This window comes from Rhodococcus tukisamuensis NBRC 100609 (assembly GCF_001894985.1).
GTDB lineage: Bacteria > Actinomycetota > Actinomycetes > Mycobacteriales > Mycobacteriaceae > Rhodococcus_G > Rhodococcus_G tukisamuensis.
This window is the reverse complement of record NZ_BCXG01000010.1, coordinates 55,975-72,343: the sequence shown is the minus strand read 5'-3', so window position 1 is coordinate 72,343 and position 16,369 is coordinate 55,975. Positions and strand designations below refer to the sequence as shown.

Annotated in this window: 15 protein-coding genes; 10 read left to right on the top strand and 5 right to left on the bottom strand. The window is 71.5% G+C overall.

Annotated features, from left to right (window positions below; all coding sequences use genetic code 11):
* Positions 1-156 precede the first annotated feature (156 nt).
* Entirely contained in the window at positions 157-2,139 is a 1,983-nt protein-coding gene (locus RT2_RS13175) for a DEAD/DEAH box helicase (RefSeq protein WP_072845237.1), read from the top strand.
* A 170-nt stretch (positions 2,140-2,309) separates the two neighbouring features.
* The gene (gene gnd, locus RT2_RS13170; protein ID WP_072845236.1) at positions 2,310-3,767 is read left to right on the top strand and encodes an NADP-dependent phosphogluconate dehydrogenase; all 1,458 of its coding nucleotides are present in this window, start codon (positions 2,310-2,312) and stop codon (positions 3,765-3,767) included.
* An 88-nt stretch (positions 3,768-3,855) separates the two neighbouring features.
* On the opposite strand, the gene RT2_RS13165 is transcribed toward gnd, so the two are convergent.
* Positions 3,856-4,335 (bottom strand): DUF4262 domain-containing protein, encoded by a 480-nt coding sequence (locus RT2_RS13165; protein ID WP_072845235.1) that lies wholly within the window; start codon positions 4,333-4,335, stop codon positions 3,856-3,858.
* A gap of 158 nt (positions 4,336-4,493) precedes the next feature.
* Here RT2_RS13165 and RT2_RS13160 point away from each other — a divergent pair, with 158 nt between their 5' ends.
* Complete coding sequence (locus RT2_RS13160) at positions 4,494-5,279, top strand: enoyl-CoA hydratase (RefSeq protein ID WP_072845234.1); 786 nt, start codon at positions 4,494-4,496, stop codon at positions 5,277-5,279.
* 6 nt (positions 5,280-5,285) lie between these two features.
* Here the strand turns inward: RT2_RS13160 and RT2_RS13155 are convergent, their stop codons facing one another.
* From RT2_RS13155 to RT2_RS13145, 3 genes are all read right to left on the bottom strand, one after another.
* Positions 5,286-6,137 carry an alpha/beta fold hydrolase gene (locus tag RT2_RS13155; RefSeq protein ID WP_072845233.1) on the bottom strand — a complete coding sequence of 284 codons (852 nt, stop codon included), beginning with the start codon at positions 6,135-6,137 and terminating at the stop codon, positions 5,286-5,288.
* A gap of 61 nt (positions 6,138-6,198) precedes the next feature.
* Positions 6,199-6,795, bottom strand: a complete 597-nt coding sequence (locus tag RT2_RS13150) for a hypothetical protein (protein WP_072845232.1) — start codon at positions 6,793-6,795, stop codon at positions 6,199-6,201.
* Between the two features lie 2 nt (positions 6,796-6,797).
* Positions 6,798-7,256, bottom strand: a complete 459-nt coding sequence (locus RT2_RS13145; RefSeq protein WP_072845231.1) for a hypothetical protein — start codon at positions 7,254-7,256, stop codon at positions 6,798-6,800.
* 355 nt (positions 7,257-7,611) lie between these two features.
* On the opposite strand from RT2_RS13145, the gene RT2_RS13140 reads away from it, so the two are divergent.
* The gene (locus tag RT2_RS13140) at positions 7,612-8,436 is read left to right on the top strand and encodes a putative protein N(5)-glutamine methyltransferase (protein WP_072845230.1); all 825 of its coding nucleotides are present in this window, start codon (positions 7,612-7,614) and stop codon (positions 8,434-8,436) included.
* 1 nt (position 8,437) lies between these two features.
* Here the strand turns inward: RT2_RS13140 and RT2_RS25890 are convergent, their stop codons facing one another.
* Positions 8,438-8,593, bottom strand: coding sequence for a hypothetical protein (locus RT2_RS25890; protein ID WP_169888339.1), 156 nt, complete (start codon positions 8,591-8,593; stop codon positions 8,438-8,440).
* 255 nt (positions 8,594-8,848) lie between these two features.
* Between RT2_RS25890 and RT2_RS13135 the strand changes: the two genes are divergently transcribed.
* From RT2_RS13135 to RT2_RS13110, 6 genes are all read left to right on the top strand, one after another.
* Positions 8,849-10,195 carry a DEAD/DEAH box helicase gene (locus tag RT2_RS13135; RefSeq protein WP_072845229.1) on the top strand — a complete coding sequence of 449 codons (1,347 nt, stop codon included), beginning with the start codon at positions 8,849-8,851 and terminating at the stop codon, positions 10,193-10,195.
* Between the two features lie 5 nt (positions 10,196-10,200).
* Positions 10,201-11,082, top strand: coding sequence for a DMT family transporter (locus tag RT2_RS13130; RefSeq protein WP_072845228.1), 882 nt, complete (start codon positions 10,201-10,203; stop codon positions 11,080-11,082).
* Between the two features lie 3 nt (positions 11,083-11,085).
* The gene (gene guaB1, locus RT2_RS13125) at positions 11,086-12,522 is read left to right on the top strand and encodes a GMP reductase (protein ID WP_072845227.1); all 1,437 of its coding nucleotides are present in this window, start codon (positions 11,086-11,088) and stop codon (positions 12,520-12,522) included.
* Between the two features lie 345 nt (positions 12,523-12,867).
* Entirely contained in the window at positions 12,868-14,262 is a 1,395-nt protein-coding gene (locus RT2_RS13120; protein WP_072845226.1) for a hemolysin family protein, read from the top strand.
* Positions 14,255-15,343: a hemolysin family protein gene (locus RT2_RS13115; protein WP_072845225.1), complete on the top strand. Its 1,089-nt coding sequence runs from the start codon at positions 14,255-14,257 to the stop codon at positions 15,341-15,343. Before RT2_RS13120 ends, RT2_RS13115 begins: the two co-directional genes overlap by 8 nt.
* Positions 15,340-16,281 (top strand): 3-methyladenine DNA glycosylase, encoded by a 942-nt coding sequence (locus RT2_RS13110; RefSeq protein WP_371851166.1) that lies wholly within the window; start codon positions 15,340-15,342, stop codon positions 16,279-16,281. Before RT2_RS13115 ends, RT2_RS13110 begins: the two co-directional genes overlap by 4 nt.
* Positions 16,282-16,369 lie beyond the last annotated feature (88 nt).

Here is a 16,369-nt window from a genome sequence, read left to right as displayed (position 1 = left end):
ATCGATCGAATCCGCTAATTTTCAGGCACTAGCCATTCACTCCGAGCCCGCCATATCGGCCAGGTTCGGCAGGCATGACGTGCCAGGCTCGTCTCTTTGCGTGCTGCATGACAGCTCGCGCTCCGCGACGCGCCCGATGTCCGGAGAGGTATCCGCGTGACCAACGCTGTCCAAATGTCTTCTGCTGCCCAAGATGAGGTCGCAGTTCCCACCCCCGACGAGGCCGTCACCGTCGCAGCCCCCGAGGCTGCCGCCGACGAGACCGCCACCGTCACCTTCGCCGAGATCGGCCTGCCCGCGGCGGTCGTCACCGCGCTCGCCAAGAACGGCATCACCGTGCCGTCCCCCATTCAGGCCATGGCCGTCCCGGACGCCATCGCCGGCCGAAATGTGCTCGGCCGCGCGCAGACCGGCTCCGGCAAGACCCTCGCCTTCGGCCTCCCGATGCTGGCCCGCCTCTCCCAGCACGAGGACCGCCCCGCCGCCAAGCGCCCCCGCGCCCTGGTCCTGGTCCCCACCCGTGAGCTCGCGATCCAGGTCGTCGACTCGCTGTACCCGTACGCCTCCGCGGTCGGCGTGAACGTGCGCGCCGCCGTCGGCGGTATGCCGTTCACCAAGCAGGTCGAGCAGCTGCGCCGCGGCGTCGACATCCTCGTCGCCACCCCAGGCCGCCTCGGCGACCACCTGCGGCAGGGCACCTGCATCCTCGACGAGGTCGAGATCACCGCCCTCGACGAGGCCGACCAGATGGCCGACATGGGCTTCCTGCCCGAGGTCCGCTCCATCCTCGACGCGACCCGCGCCGACGGTCAGCGCCTGCTGTTCTCGGCCACCCTCGACCGCGAGGTGCAGTCGCTGGTCCGCCAGTTCCTGGCCGACCACGTCACGCACTCCACCGAGGACGGCAAGGCCAGCGTCGACACCATGGAGCACTACGTGCTGCTGGTCGAGCGCGGCCAGAAGGACGTCGTGCTCGCCGAGATCGGCGCCCGTGAGGGCCGCACCATCATGTTCGCCCGCACCAAGCTGGGCTGCGAGGGCATCACCGACCGCCTGCGCGCGGTGGGCATCCCCGCCGAGTCGCTGCACGGCGGCAAGGCCCAGAACCAGCGCACCCGGGTCCTGGACCGGTTCAAGACCGGCCGCACCCCGGTGCTGGTCGCCACCGACGTCGCCGCCCGCGGCATCCACGTCGACGGCATCGACCTGGTCGTGCACGTCGACCCGCCGGCCGACCACAAGGACTACCTGCACCGCGCCGGGCGTACCGCCCGCGCCGGCGAGAAGGGCACCGTCGTCGCGATCGTGCTGCCGAACCAGCGTCGCCTGGTCCGCAAGCTCACCGGCATGGCCGGTGTCGACGCGACCGCCGTGAACGTCGCCCCGGGTTCGGAGGAACTGGCCAACATCACCGGCGCGAAGGCGCCGAGCGGTGAGCCGGTGCGCGAGCCCGCCTTCAAGAACGACCGCCGTGAGCGTTCGTTCGGTGACCGTCCCCGTCGTGACGGCGGCGGCTACCGCGGCAACAACGACAGCGGCGGCTACCGCGGCGATCGCCCGCAGCGCAGCTTCGGCGACCGCCCGCAGCGGTCCGAGGGCGGCTACCGCGGCAACAGCGAGAACCGTTCCTACGGCGACCGTCCCCAGCGCACCGAGGGCGGCTACCGCGGCAACAGCGAGAACCGTTCCTACGGCGACCGCCCGCAGCGCACCGAAGGTGGCTACCGCGGCAACAGCGAGAACCGTTCCTACGGCGACCGCCCGCAGCGCACCGAGGGCGGCTACCGCGGCAACAACGACCGCCCCCAGCGGTCCGAAGGCGGCTACCGCGGCAACAGCTCCTACGGCGACCGTCCCCAGCGCACCGAGGGCGGCTACCGCGGCAACAACGACCGCCCCCAGCGGTCCGAAGGTGGCTACCGCGGCAACAGCGAGAACCGTTCCTACGGCGACCGCCCGCAGCGCACCGAAGGTGGCTACCGCGGCAACAACGACCGCCCCCAGCGGTCCGAAGGCGGCTACCGCGGCAACAACGACCGCAGCGGCGCGGGTGCCGGCGCCGGTCAGTCGGGCGGCTTCCGCAGCCGCACCGAGCGTCGCTCGTACGACGGATTCGACGGCCCGCAGCGTGATCGCTGACCCCGAAGCCTGACTTCAACCAACACCGACAGCGCCGCCGTCTGCCCAGTGCAGGCGGCGGCGCTGTCGCGTGTGTGGGCGCCGTCCACCACACGCGTGAGCGGCCCGTGCATTTCACACGACGAGACCTCAACTTTCGTTCACGCGACGGGCAGGGAAAGCTGTAGCCCATGACCGACAACAACTCCTCGACAGCCCGCGCCCAGATCGGCGTCACCGGACTCGCGGTGATGGGCTCCAACATCGCCCGCAACTTCGCCCGTCACGGCCACACGGTGGCACTGCACAACCGCAGCGTCGCCAAGACCGACGCGCTGATCGCCGAACACGGCGGCGACGGCGACTTCGTCCGCACCGAGACCGTCGAGGAGTTCGTCGCCGCGCTGCAGAAGCCGCGCCGCGTGCTCATCATGGTCAAGGCCGGCGAGGCCACCGACGCGGTGATCGAGGAGCTGGCCGCCGCGATGGAGACCGGCGACATCATCATCGACGGCGGAAACGCCTTGTACACGGACACGATTCGACGCGAGGCGTCGCTGCGCGAGCGCGGCCTGCACTTCGTCGGCGCCGGCATCTCGGGCGGCGAGGAGGGCGCGCTCAACGGCCCGTCGATCATGCCGGGCGGACCGAAGGAGTCCTACGAGTCCCTCGGGCCGCTGCTCGAGTCGGTGGCCGCGGTCGTCGACGGCACCCCCTGCTGCACCCACATCGGCCCCGACGGCGCCGGGCACTTCGTCAAGATGGTGCACAACGGCATCGAGTACGCCGACATGCAGCTCATCGGCGAGGCCTACAACCTCTTCCGCGACGCGCTGGGCCTCGACGCCGGCCAGGTCGCCGACGTGTTCACCGAGTGGAACGCCGGGACCCTCGAGTCCTACCTGATCGAGATCACCGCCGAGGTGCTCCGTCAGAAGGACGCCAAGACCGGTCAGCCGCTGGTGGACGTGATCGTCGACGCCGCCGAGCAGAAGGGCACCGGCCGCTGGACGGTCAAGTCCGCGCTCGACCTGGGTGTCCCGGTCACCGGCATCGCCGAGGCCGTCTTCGCCCGCGCGCTGTCCGGTTCGCGGACCCAGCGTGCGGCCGCCCAGGCGCAGGGCCTGGCGGCCGGCACCCTCGGCGACAAGCCGACCGACGTCGCCCAGTTCACCGAGGACATCCGCGCCGCCCTCTACGCGTCGAAGATCGTCGCGTACGCCCAGGGCTTCGACCAGATCGCCGCCGGCAGCGCCGAGTACAACTGGGACCTGAAGCCGGCCGACCTCGCCACCATCTGGCGTGGCGGCTGCATCATCCGGGCGCAGTTCCTCAACCGGATCAAGGAGGCCTACGACGCCGACGCGACCCTGCCGAGCCTGATCCTGGCCCCGTACTTCCGCGAGGCCATCGAGACCGGCATCGACAGCTGGCGCCGGGTGGTGGCGACCGCGACGATGCTGGGCATCCCGGTGCCCGGATTCGCCTCCTCCCTCTCGTACTACGACGGACTGCGTGCCGAGCGCCTGCCCGCCGCCCTCACCCAGGGCCAGCGTGACTTCTTCGGCGCGCACACCTACGAGCGCACCGATCGTCCGGGCAAGTTCCACACCCTCTGGAGCGGCGACCGCTCCGAGGTCGAGGCGTAGTCACCACGCCGTAGTCCGAGGTACCCGGGAGCAGCGCCGCTCGGCGCTGCTCCCGGCCCCGGCATCACCCGTGGCCGAATCGCCCGACTCAGGACGCGATCCGGCCACCCGGCGGCGGACCCAGCAGGGGCTGGACGATGGTCGAGTCGATCGCACCCTCCCACGGCAGCCGGCCCTCACAGTCCGCCCACACCGCCTGCACGGCCGTGACGTCGCCGTACAGGCGCTTGGCGGTCAGCAGCCAGCCCTCGCATTCGCGGACCGGCACCATGCACAGGTCCAGCCCACCCGCGCTCACCCGCTCACCCGCGACGAATTCGCTGCCCTCCCATATCCGTTCGGCCAGGTCGTCGAGGACCTCCACGGACTGGTCTGCGACCCGGCCGGTGATCACCAGCTCGGCGCGCCCCAGTGCGGTCAATCCCACCGTGTAGCAGAACGCCGGGTGCACCCCGCGTTCGTCCACCGCCGACTCCACATACTGCAGGGCCCATCCGTACTGCTCGATGGTGCGCTCGAGGTCGCGCCGCACCTGGCTCGGCGTCTTTCCGTTGCAGATGTCGCACATGATCGTCCTCCCAGAACCACGGTCGAAGATACGTTCGAGATTCATGGTGCACCCGACCACCGACATGTTTCGGCCGCGCCACGACAACCGGCGAGGCGAGCACCGCCTCCGTCGGCTCCCGGCGGTAGTGTCGGCGGTGCGCAGACACATGGAGGTGCATGGTGAACGACGACGCCGTCAGGACCGAGATCGACACGGATGCCAGGATCGGCACCGTCACGCTGAGCCGTCCCGGGCAGCGAAACCCGTTGTCCACCTCCGCGATGCGTCAGGTGACCGCGGCGCTGCGCGAGTTCGCCACGAACGAGTCGGTGCGAGTCGTCGTGATCACCGCGGACGGGCCGGTGTTCTCCGCCGGCCACGACCTGTCCGAGATGATCGACCGCACCCTCGACGACGAGCGGGCGGTCTTCGACGTGTGCACCGAGATGATGAACACCGTGCAGCAGATACCGCAGCCGGTGATCGCCGCGGTCCAGGGTCCGGCGATCGCCGCCGGCTGCCAACTGGCGGCGTCGTGCGACCTGGTGGTCGCCGCGTCGACCGCGGTGTTCGGGACACCGGGCGTGCGGATCGGACTGTTCTGCTCGACGCCGATGGTCGCGCTCAGCCGCTCGGTCGGCCGTAAACGGGCGATGCAGATGCTGCTCACCGGGGAGACCGTCGACGCCCACACGGCCGCCGACTGGGGTCTGGTCAACCTCGTCGTCGAACCCGACCAACTGGACACGCAGACCCGAACGCTGGCCGCGAGGATCTCCGACGCCAGCCCGCTGACCCTCCAGATCGGCAAGCAGGCGTTCTACCGCCAGATCGACGTCCCCCAGGACGAGGCCTACAAGCTGATGAGCGAGACGATGGCCGCCAACGCCGTCACCTGCGACGCGCAGGAAGGCATGAGCGCCTTCCTCGCGAAGCGCAAACCCGTGTGGCAGGGGAAGTGAGCGGACTCACCGGAGCAGGAACTCCAGGGCCACCCGCTCGAACGCCTCCTTCGCCTCGACCATCACCCAGTGTCCGCAGTTCGGGAACAGGTGCAGCTCGGCGTTGGGCATCAGCCGCATCGGGATCATCGGCATGTCCGGCGGGCACTGGCGGTCGTCGAGGCCCCATGTCAGCAGAGTCGGGCACTGCACCTTGTGCATCATCGACCAGTACGGCGGCGCGTCCGAATTCGCCATCGCCTGCTGCTGCGCGGCAAATGCCTTGGAGCCGTACATCGCCGCGAGCGTCTTGTGGGACGCCGGGTCGGCGGCGCTCTCCCACCGTTCCTCGATCCGTTCCTCGGTGATCACGGCACGGTCGTAGACCATGCACTCGAGCCAGCGAACCAACTTCTCCCGGCCGGGGCTGTCCGCGAACTCCTGCAACAGCCGCGTTCCCTCACTCGGGTTCTGACTGAAGATGTTCGGACCCACCCCACCGATCGTGACGAGCCTGCTCACCCGCTCGGGATTCCTCATGGCCAGGTTGACCCCGACCACGCCGCCCATCGAATTCCCGACCATCGCGGCCGACTCGATGCCCAGCGCGTTCATGAAGCGGATCACCGCCGAGCCCGCCGTCAGCACCGGATGCCCGTCGACGGGATCACTCACGCCGAATCCGGGAAACTCGAGGATGTAGCAGTGGAAGTGCTCGGCGAACACGTCCAGGTTTCCCCGGTAGTTTCGCCAGCCACTGACGCCGATCCCCGAGCCGTGCAACAGGATCAACGGGGGTCCCTCCCCCGCCTCGTGGTACCGCAGCACCCCCCGGTCGGTTGCGACTTCCCTCTTGGTCCCCTCGTACGTCACGTCCATTGCGCGATGCTAGAAGACGTCGCGGATCGCCGGGACGGATTGGCGGACAGTGCCCGACCGCTCAGCCCAGCCGCCTCCCCCACGCCGCGAACGCGTCGTCGAAGACGTCGAATTCACACGGGTGCGGCGCATCGCCGTAAGCACAGTCGGGATACCCGGCGACCAGATCGGAGAGCGGCACGTCGCAGCACTGCGCCAAGATCCCCCGAAGCAGGTCCGCGACGGACCACCGGTCGACCGAGCCGGGCGGGACGCCGTCTTCCTCGTACACGGTCGCGAGATCCCGGTGACTCCAACGGAACTCGTGCACCGCGACGGCCTCGGGATTGAAGGCAAGGGCACGGTCGAGAGAGCCGCGCAGCACCCCGTGCGGGTCGACCTCACCGAGCACCCCGGGCGTGCCGGCCGCGGACGCCTTCTGCATGACGAACATCCAGGGCTTGCCGTCGGGGAACAGCCCGCCGAGCCCGGCCACGTTGAACGGCAGGTGACTGCTCAGGAAGTCGGACTCGACGCCCACGTCCTGGTCCGCGCCCAGCTCGACGAAATGCCCCGACGCCACCTCGTCCCCGCGAGCCTCGTCGGCCCACGTGTTGTTCCACACGTTGGTCATCCGACTGCCGTCCGGGAAGCCGAGGACCTCGAAGAGGTGCGCCATCGTCAGAACTCCATGTCGAACGCGGCGACGCTGCCGCCGACGAGCACCGATGCGGCCTGGGCCGAACTCGCCAGCACCACTCGGCTGGTCTCGAAGTTGAGCCCGTCCGAGTCGTCGACGGGCGCGGCGGCCTCCTCGACCAGCGTGACCTCCAGTTCCACCCGGGAGTCGGTGCTGGTCCGGACGGAGATCGTCAGTCCCATCTCCAGGTCCGAGAAGGTCTGCAGGGAGTTCTCCGGGTGGAAGTCTGCGGCGGCCCGGAACAGGAACGTGGCCAGGCGTTCGGCGAAGCCGTCACCGGCGGGCCGCGCCAGGTACCAGGTGAACCGGTCTGGACTGAGGAATCCGACATCGAAGACGAGCCTCTGCCCGTCGGTCGCCAGCGTGCGCGGCGGGACCACATGACTGCGCAGGAACAGCGCCGCGCCGCCGTAACCGGGCAACCGAAACTCGGTGCGCACTGCACGTCCTCCCAACTGAAGGTGAATGACTCCACCGTCCGGGTTCATCAGACACCGTGTGGCACGCCGGGACGCCGCGACACACCGGCAACCGGTATGCGCCCCCACCCGACGGTGCATCCGTTTCCGACTGGCAACACCGATACCCGACCGCGAAAACCCGGCGACACCCGGCGATCCCGGGTGTAACGTCCTTCGATGCCGCGCAGCACACGCCCGGCGCCGCCGGCCACCGGCACACGACCGAGGAGGTGAGACCCATTACCGCAATGACAGGTCGGGTGCTCTCTCCAGAACGGTCCACACCTCTCAGGTGACCGCGAGAGCCCCGTTCGGTATCCCCGAAAGGCTCCTCATGTCGACTCCTGTGTCATCGGCAGTCCATGCCGTCGTCCCGCCGCTCCCCACCGTCGTCTCGACCCTCCGCTCCGCCGGCTGCGTCTTCGCCGAGGACGAGGCCCGACTGCTCGTCGACGCCGCCTCGACCCCCGAGCATCTCGCCGAGATGGTCGACCGCCGCGTCGGCGGGCTACCCCTCGAACACGTCCTCGGCTGGGCGGAGTTCTGCGGGCTGCGGGTGGCCGTCGACCCCGGGGTGTTCGTGCCCCGCCGGCGCACCGAACTGCTCGTCCGCGCGGCCGCCGCGCTCGCCCCGTCGCGGCCGGTGATCGTGGACCTGTGCTGCGGGTCCGGGGCGGTCGGGGTCGCGCTGGCCGCCGCGCTCGCGACCGCCGAGTTGTATGCCGCGGACATCGACGCTGCCGCCGCGCAGTGCGCCCGCCGCAACGTCGGTCCGCTCGGCGGCCACGCCGTCGAGGGCGACCTGTACGACCCGCTGCCGCCCGAACTGCGCGGACGCGTCGACCTCCTGGTCGCGAATGCGCCCTACGTCCCCACCGAGGCGATCGGGACGATGCCGCCGGAGGCCCGACTGCACGAGCCGACGGTCGCGCTGGACGGCGGCGCGGACGGCCTCGACGTCCAGCGCCGGGTGGCGGCGGGCGCCGCCGAGTGGTTGGCACCGGGCGGTCACGTGCTGATCGAGACCAGCGAGCGTCAGTCGGCGCGCACCGTCGACGCGTTCGGCCGCGGCGGGCTGACCACCCAGGTGGTCCGCTGCGACGACCTCGGCGCCACGGTGGTGGTCGGCACCAGGCCGGCCGGCGGGCGCCGACCGTAGGTCACGGCCCGAGATAGGTGAAGGTGTCCAGCCGCGACCACTCGGGGTACTCGTGGTCCGCGAGCCGTCGCGTCCGGTAATGCCACACCAGGCGTCCGGCCGCGACGAGGACCAGGATGCCGAGCAGGACGAGCACGGGGATGTAGCCGGTTTCCATCGGAAGTCCTCCAGTGGCGGTGGTGGGCGGGTTGCCCGCGCGATGCGGTACCACCTCAGCGTCGGCCCCGCCCGCCACCGCGACCAGGCACCCTCGGGGTGAACAAATCCACCCCCGGCCGACGGGTCCGACCCCCACCGACGGATGCCGTCCCTGCCCCGACGGGCGGTAACCTCACTGAATGCGCCCGGCGTGCGCCGCACGGATCCGTGTGGGCGCCGCGGGGCGGAGAAGATCATCGGAGGCAACCGCGTCATGTCCACTCCCGCCACGACCGGGCCCACATTCGCCGACCTCGGCCTGCCGCCGCTGCTGGTGCAGTCACTGAACCGGGAGAAGATCACCGCGCCCTTCCCCATCCAGACCGCGGCGATCCCCGACGTGCTCGCCGGCCGCGACGTGCTCGGCCGCGGCCCCACTGGTTCCGGCAAGACGCTGGCGTTCGGCCTGCCGATGCTGGTCCGGCTCGCCGGCGCCCCCAGCAAGCCGAAGCGTCCCCGTGGGCTGGTCCTCGCGCCGACCCGCGAGTTGGCCGCGCAGATCGAGAAGGCGCTCGACGAGTCGGCGCTCGCGCTCGGGCTGCGGCTGGCCTGTGTGTTCGGCGGGGTGCCCACCAAGAAGCAGGCCGAGCGCCTCGCCCGCGGGGTGGACCTGCTGGTCGCCACCCCGGGCCGGCTGGCCGACCTTCTCGACCAGGGCGCCGTGTCGCTCGAGGACGTGCGGGTGACCACCGTCGACGAGGCCGACCACATGGCCGCCATCGGCTTCCTCCCCCAGGTCACCACGCTGCTGGACCGGACCGCGAAAGACGGTCAGCGCCTGCTGTTCTCGGCCACCCTCGACGGCGAGGTGGACGAACTGGTCCGCCGGTACCTGCGCGAGCCGGTGCTGCACTCCACCGCGTCGGCGGTCGCCCCCGTCGCCACCACCGAACACCACATGCTCTTCGTCGCCCGCGCCGACAAGCAGGCCGTGGTCGCGGAGATCGCCTCCCGCACCGGCCGGACGATCATGTTCGTGCGCACCAAGGAGGGCGTGGACGAGGTCGCCGAGCAGCTGCGGTCGGTCGGGGTGGTGGCCGGCGCCCTGCACGGCGGCAAGACCCAGAACCTGCGCACCCGCACGCTGGCCGCCTTCGCGGACGGCGAGACGCCGGTGCTCGTCGCCACCGACGTCGCCGCCCGCGGCATCCACGTCGACGACATCTCCCTGGTGGTGCACGTCGACCCGCCGTCCGAGGCCAAGGACTACCTGCACCGCGCGGGGCGCACCGGCCGGGCCGGCGAGTCCGGGACCGTGGTGACCCTGGTGACCGAGGACGAACGCGACGCGGTCACGCGGCTGACCCGCAAGGCAGGCGTCGACCTGGTGGGCGTCGAGGTCCGCCCCGGCAGCCGCGAGCTCGTCGCGCTCACCGGTGCCGCGGCACCGAGCGGCGTCCCCGTCCCGGCCGCCGAACCTGTGACCGCGCCGCCCGCCGCCCCGCGGGGCCCGGGATCGCGCGAGCGTCGACAGCGTCCCGGCGCGACCACCGTCCGCGGCGGATCTCGCCGCGGGTCCGGCGCGGCAACACCCGGACATCGGCGCCGCGGAGGACGCTGACTGACATGACCGACCTGCCCCTGCTCGCCGTCGCCTGCGCGCTCGTGGGGGCACTGCTGTTCGCCTGCGGTTCGGTGGCGCAGCAGAGCGCCGCCGCCGACGTCGCCGAGGACGGCGCGCTGCTGAGCGAGCTGATCCGCAAACCCCGCTGGTGGGCGGGCCTGCTCGGCGACCTCGGCGGCTACGTCTTCCAGGTGATCGCGCTCGGGCTCGGCTCGGTGCTGGTGGTCCAGCCGCTGATCGTCGCGACGCTGCTGTTCGCACTGCCGCTCTCGGCCCGGTTCGCCGGCACCCGGATGACGGCCCGCACCTGGGTGACCGCCGCCGCGCTGGCCGTCTCGCTGGCGGTGTTCCTGGTGGTCGGCAACCCGACCGAGGGCGTCGAGGACGCGACGTTCGGGCACTGGCTGGTGCCGCTGGGACTCGTGGTGGGGCTGTGCGTGGCGGCCGTCGCCGCGACCGCCACCCCGATCGCCGCCGGCCCGCGGGCACTGCTGCTCGGCTTCGCCAGCGGCGCGCTGTACGGCGTCGCGGTGGCGCTGACCAAGCCGGTGCTCGGGCTCCTCGACCAGGGCCCGGCGACGGTGCTCACGCACTGGCCGCTGTGGGCGCTGGCCGCGTCCGGGATCGCCGGCTTCTACCTGCAGCAACGCGCGTTCCACGCGGGCCCGCTGGCGGCGTCGTTGCCGGCGATCACCATCGCCGAGCCCCTCGTCGCCGCCTTCCTGGGGTTCGCGGTCCTGGGCGAGCGTCTGCGGGTGGCGGGCCCGGGCCTGGTGGTGATCGTGGTGGCGGTCGTGGTCATGCTGGTCACCACCGTCGCGTTGTCCCGCGCGCAGGCCCAGTCGAGCCCGCGCACGAGCGCCCCGGACCCGGTAGCGTCCTGACTTGTGCGCTTCCTCGACGACCAGCAGCCGCCCTACGACCTGACCTACGACGACGTCTTCCTGGTGCCGAACCGCACCGAGGTGACGTCGCGGTTCGACGTGGACCTGCGTAGTTTCGACGGCTCCGGCACCACCATCCCCCTCGTCGTGGCCAACATGACTGCGGTCGCGGGCCGCCGGATGGCCGAGACCGTCGCCCGTCGCGGCGGCATCGTGGTGATCCCGCAGGACATCCCGGCCTCCGCGGTCGCCGAGACCGTGAGCTTCGTCAAGAGCCGGCACCTGGTGGCGGACACCCCGGTGACACTGGGCCCCGACGACTCGGTGTCCGACGCGCTCGCGCTGCTGCCCAAGCGGGCGCACGGCGCCGTGGTCGTCGTCGAGAACGGCCGTCCCGTCGGCGTGGTGACCGAGGCCGCGTGCGCCGACGTGGACCGGTTCGCCCGGCTGCGCGCCGTCGCCGCCACCGACTTCGCGACCGCGCCGGTGACCGCGTCGCCGCGTGAGGTGTTCGAGGTGTTCGAGTCCCGGCACGACCCGATCGTGGTCGTCGTCGAGGCGGACGGCACCCTCGCCGGGGTGCTCACCCGAACCGGGACCATCCGCGCCGGCATCTACCAGCCGGCGGTGGACGCGAACGGTCGACTGCGGGTCGCGGCCGCGGTCGGCATCAACGGCGACGTCGCTGCGAAGGCCGCCGCGCTCGTCGTCGCCGGTGCGGACCTACTGGTGATGGACACCGCGCACGGGCACCAGCAGAAGATGCTCGACGCCCTGGCCTCGGTCGCCGCCCTCGACCTCGGGGTGCCGCTGGCCGCGGGCAACGTGGTCTCGGCGGCGGGGACCCGGGACCTGGTGGCCGCGGGCGCGGACATCGTCAAGGTCGGGGTGGGCCCCGGGGCGATGTGCACCACCCGGATGATGACCGGCGTCGGCCGGCCGCAGTTCTCCGCGGTCGCCGAGTGCGCCGCCGCGGCCCGCGAGCTCGGCGCGCACGTGTGGGCCGACGGCGGGGTGCGCCACCCCCGCGACGTGGCGCTGGCGCTGGCCGCCGGTGCGTCCAACGTGATGATCGGGTCCTGGTTCGCCGGCACCTACGAGTCGCCCGGGGACCTGCACGTCGACGAGGTGGGCAACGCCTACAAGGAGAGCTTCGGGATGGCCTCGAAGCGGGCCGTCGCCGCCCGCACCGCGGCCGACGGCGCCTTCGACCGCGCCCGCAAGGGACTTTTCGAGGAGGGCATCTCCAGCTCCCGCATGCGGCTGGACCCGGACCGACCCGGAGTCGAGGACCTGATCGACCACATCTGCGCGGGAGTCCGCAGCACCTGCACCTACACAGGCGCCCGGACCCTCGAGGAACTGCACGAGCGTGCCGTCCTGGGGGTGCAGTCGGCGGCCGGGTTCGCCGAGGGGCGTCCGCTGCCCGCGGGTTGGTGACCTGCGCGACTCGGGCGTGCGGCGGCGGGCGTCATCGCGCCCGGTCCCGGTAGAATGGCTGGGCTGACGCAACTCATGCGCCCGGTTTGACCGTATCCACCAGCAGTTTTCGACAGCCCGATCGGCAGCCGAAAGCAGCGGCGGGGACGGTGAGGCGGATCACCCGATCCGCCTCACCCGGGCACGACAGGAAGGACCACGGTGCCTGAGGCACCCACTACCGACATCGCCGACTCGGCCGAGTCCGGCGACGAGAGTTCCACTTCGGAGGGCTCTTCTACCGAGCCGGGCGACAAACCCGGCGGCACCATCTCGTTCCCTGCCCCCGTCCGGGGGCGATGATCCATGCAGACCGCACTCACAGTCCTCAGCGTTCTGGGCTTCCTGGCGCTGACCGCCGGCACCGCACTCTTCGTGGCCGCCGAGTTCTCGCTGACCGCGCTCGAGCGGAGCACCGTCGACGCGCACGCCCGTGACGGCGACCGCCGCGCCAAGCAGGTGCAGCACGCGCACCGGACGCTCTCCTTCCAGCTCTCCGGCGCCCAGCTCGGCATCACCATCACCACCCTGATCACCGGTTACCTGGCCGAACCGGTGCTCGCGACCTTCATCAACCCGCTCCTGCGGTTCCTGCGGGTTCCCGAGTCCGCGGCGGGCGGCATCTCCCTGGCCCTCGCGCTGATCCTGGCCACCTCGCTGTCGATGGTCTACGGCGAGCTGGTCCCGAAGAACCTGGCCATCGCCCGGCCGCTGAGCACCGCGCGGGCCACCGCCGGACTGCATGCCGGCTTCTCCACCATCTTCAAGTGGGCGATCAACGGCCTCAACGGATCCGCCAACTGGGTCGTCCGCCGGCTCGGCATCGAGCCCGCCGAGGAGTTGCGCTCGGCCCGCTCCCCGCAGGAGCTGGGCTCGCTGGTGCGCACCAGCGCCCGGCGCGGCTCGCTCGACCCGGCGACCGCGCTGCTGGTGGACCGCTCGTTGCGGTTCGGCGAACGCACCGCGGAGGAGCTGATGACCCCGCGGGTCAAGGTCGAGACCCTGGAGAGCACCGACACCGTGGCCGACCTGATCGACGCGGCGTCGCGGACCGGCTTCTCCCGGTTCCCGATCGTCGACGGCGACCTCGACGAAACGATCGGCGTGGTGCACGTCAAGCGCGCCTTCACCATTCCGGCCGCGGGCCGGTCCACCACCCCGCTGGTGAACCTGGCGCGCAAGGTCCCGATCGTGCCCTCCAGCCTGGACGGCGACTCCGTGATGGAGCGCGTGCGCGCCGACGGCATGCAGGTGGCACTCGTCGTCGACGAGTACGGCGGCACCGCCGGCATGGTCACCATGGAGGACCTGATCGAGGAAATCGTCGGCGACGTCCGCGACGAGCACGACGACCCGGAGATCGAGGTACAGCGCAGCGGCGACAGCTGGATCTGCGCAGGCCTGCTGCGCATCGACGAGGTCCGTCAGGCCACCGGCTACACCGCCCCCGAGGGCGAGTACGACACCCTGGGCGGCCTGGTGCTCGCGCGCCTGGGCCGGATCCCGGAGGTGGGCGACGAGGTGGTGCTGCCCAATCCGATCGGGGAGGGCCGACCCGACGTCGCCGGCGGCTGGGTCGCCGCGGTGTCCGCGATGGACGGCCGCCGCATCGACCGCGTACTGCTGACCCCGCTGCCCGCGGAGACGATCGCGCAGCGGAAACCGCACCCCAACCATCAGGAAGGCGACGACGATGAGTGACCTGTTCGCGGTCCTGCTGGCGGTCCTGCTGCTGGCCGGCAACGCCTTCTTCGTCGCCGCCGAGTTCGCGCTGATCTCCGCGCGCCGCGACCGGCTCGAGGCGCTCGAGGCGCAGGGCAAGAAGCGCGCGCGCACGGTGATCCGGGCCGGCGAGAACCTCTCGCTGATGCTCGCCGGCGCGCAGCTCGGCATCACCATCTGTTCGATCCTGCTCGGCCGGGTGGGCGAGCCGGCGATCGCGCACCTGATCGAGGTGCCGATGGAGGCGCTCGGGGTGCCCGCCGACCTGCTGCACCCCATCGCGTTCGGCATCGCGTTGGCGCTGGTGGTGGTGCTGCACATCCTGCTCGGCGAGATGGTGCCGAAGAACATCGCGATTGCGGGGCCGGAGCGCAGCGCGATGCTGCTGGTCCCGGCACACCTGGCCTTCATCCGGTTGGCCAAGCCGCTGATCGCGTTCTACAACTACGCCGCCAACGCGTCGCTGCGCCTGCTGCGCGTCGAGCCCAAGGACGAGCTCGACAGCACCGTCTCCGCGCTCGAGCTCGCCGAGATGATCGGCGAGTCCCGCTCGGAGGGGCTGATCGACAAGGAGGAGCACCGCCGGCTCACGCAGGCGCTGCACACGGCCGGCCGCACCGTCGCGGACGTGCTGATCCCGCTGGACAAGGTGCGCAGCGTGCCGTTGACCGAGCGCGGCACCACCCTGGGCGCGGTCGAGCGGGCGGTCACCGAGACCGGCTACTCGCGGTACCCGGCGGTGCTGCCCGACGGCACCGTGGCCGGCTACCTGCACCTCAAGGACGTGCTCGACCAGGTCCTCGACGAGGAGGCCGGCCCGGACACGGTGATCCCGCGCTCGGACGTGCGCGCACTGCCGGAGCTGCCGGTGCAGACCCCGCTGGACGAGGCGCTCTCGACGCTGCGCCGGGCCAGCAGCCACCTCGGCCTGGTGGTCGACGCGTCGGGCGCCGCCATCGGCATCGTGGCGCTCGAGGACCTGGTCGAGGAGTTCGTCGGCACCGTCCGGGACGGCACGCACCGGATCACCGACGTGGTCCCGGGGCAGCGAACGCCGTGACCGGAACACCGTCGGCAACCGGCGCGCCCGCACTGGGCGCGCCGGTTGCGCTCGCCGAGGAGGACTGGACCGGGCGCCGCGAGGCGCACCGGGCCCGGGTGGACGCGCTGATCGGCCCGCACCTCGAGCGCCGCACACGCGGGGACGCCCACCCGGTGCTGGACTTCCTGTTCACCTACTACAGCCTGCGGCCGGCGCAGCTGCGCCGGTGGCATCCGGGGTTCGGGGTGCGGCTCGAGGGCGACGCCGCCCGCGAGTACTGGGAGTACTCGGGCTACCGCCGGGTCGACGCGCCCGAGGGATCTGTGTCCGAGCGGTCAGTGGCCGAGGTCAACCCGACGGTGCTCACACAGCGACGCTCGATGCTCGAGTTCACCGCCCGACTGTTGGACGCGACCGCGTCCCGGCCGGCGCAGCTGGGCTGTTTCGGCCTGCACGAGTGGGCGATGGTCTACCGCGGCGGCGACGAGGCGGTGCGGCACTCGGGCACACCGCTGCGGCTCGGGCCGGGCGGCACCGACGCGGTGGTCGAGTCGATGAACCTGCGGTGCACGCACTTCGACGCGTTCCGCTTCTTCACCGACGACGCGGTGCCGCGCAACGAGATCCCGCTGCGACGCGAGGACCAGGCGGCCCGCGAGCAGCCGGGCTGCCTGCACGCCGGCATGGACCTCTACAAGTGGGCCTACAAGCTGGCGCCGCTGGTCGACTCCGAACTGACCGTCGACTGCTTCGAACTGGCCGTCGCCGCACGCGAACTCGACATGCGCGCCAGTCCGTACGACCTGAGTGCGCTGGGCTACGAGCCGGTGCCGATCGAGACGGCGACGGGGCGGGCGGACTACGTGCGGGCGCAGTCGGCACTGGCCGAGCGGGCGGCGCCGCTGCGGGCGGCGCTGCTCGACGTGTGTCGGGTTCTGTTGTCGCACGCCGGCTGAACGTCCTACCGTCCGGGATGGACCGCCCGGACGTGCTCGGAACCGATACCTTCGGGCCGGACAGCAATTGTCCACCCCAGCGAAGGCG

Bases quoted from the DNA above. Each gene is read 5' to 3' on its own strand.
- gnd (WP_072845236.1), top strand. From the start codon at position 2,310: ATGACCGACAACAACTCCTCGACAGCCCGCGCCCAGATCGGCGTCACC.
- RT2_RS13165 (WP_072845235.1), bottom strand. From the start codon at position 4,335: ATGTGCGACATCTGCAACGGAAAGACGCCGAGCCAGGTGCGGCGCGAC.
- RT2_RS13160 (WP_072845234.1), top strand. From the start codon at position 4,494: ATGGTGAACGACGACGCCGTCAGGACCGAGATCGACACGGATGCCAGG.
- RT2_RS13155 (WP_072845233.1), bottom strand. From the start codon at position 6,137: ATGGACGTGACGTACGAGGGGACCAAGAGGGAAGTCGCAACCGACCGG.
- RT2_RS13150 (WP_072845232.1), bottom strand. From the start codon at position 6,795: ATGGCGCACCTCTTCGAGGTCCTCGGCTTCCCGGACGGCAGTCGGATG.
- RT2_RS13140 (WP_072845230.1), top strand. From the start codon at position 7,612: ATGTCGACTCCTGTGTCATCGGCAGTCCATGCCGTCGTCCCGCCGCTC.
- RT2_RS25890 (WP_169888339.1), bottom strand. From the start codon at position 8,593: ATGGAAACCGGCTACATCCCCGTGCTCGTCCTGCTCGGCATCCTGGTC.
- RT2_RS13135 (WP_072845229.1), top strand. From the start codon at position 8,849: ATGTCCACTCCCGCCACGACCGGGCCCACATTCGCCGACCTCGGCCTG.
- RT2_RS13130 (WP_072845228.1), top strand. From the start codon at position 10,201: ATGACCGACCTGCCCCTGCTCGCCGTCGCCTGCGCGCTCGTGGGGGCA.
- RT2_RS13120 (WP_072845226.1), top strand. From the start codon at position 12,868: ATGCAGACCGCACTCACAGTCCTCAGCGTTCTGGGCTTCCTGGCGCTG.
- RT2_RS13115 (WP_072845225.1), top strand. From the start codon at position 14,255: ATGAGTGACCTGTTCGCGGTCCTGCTGGCGGTCCTGCTGCTGGCCGGC.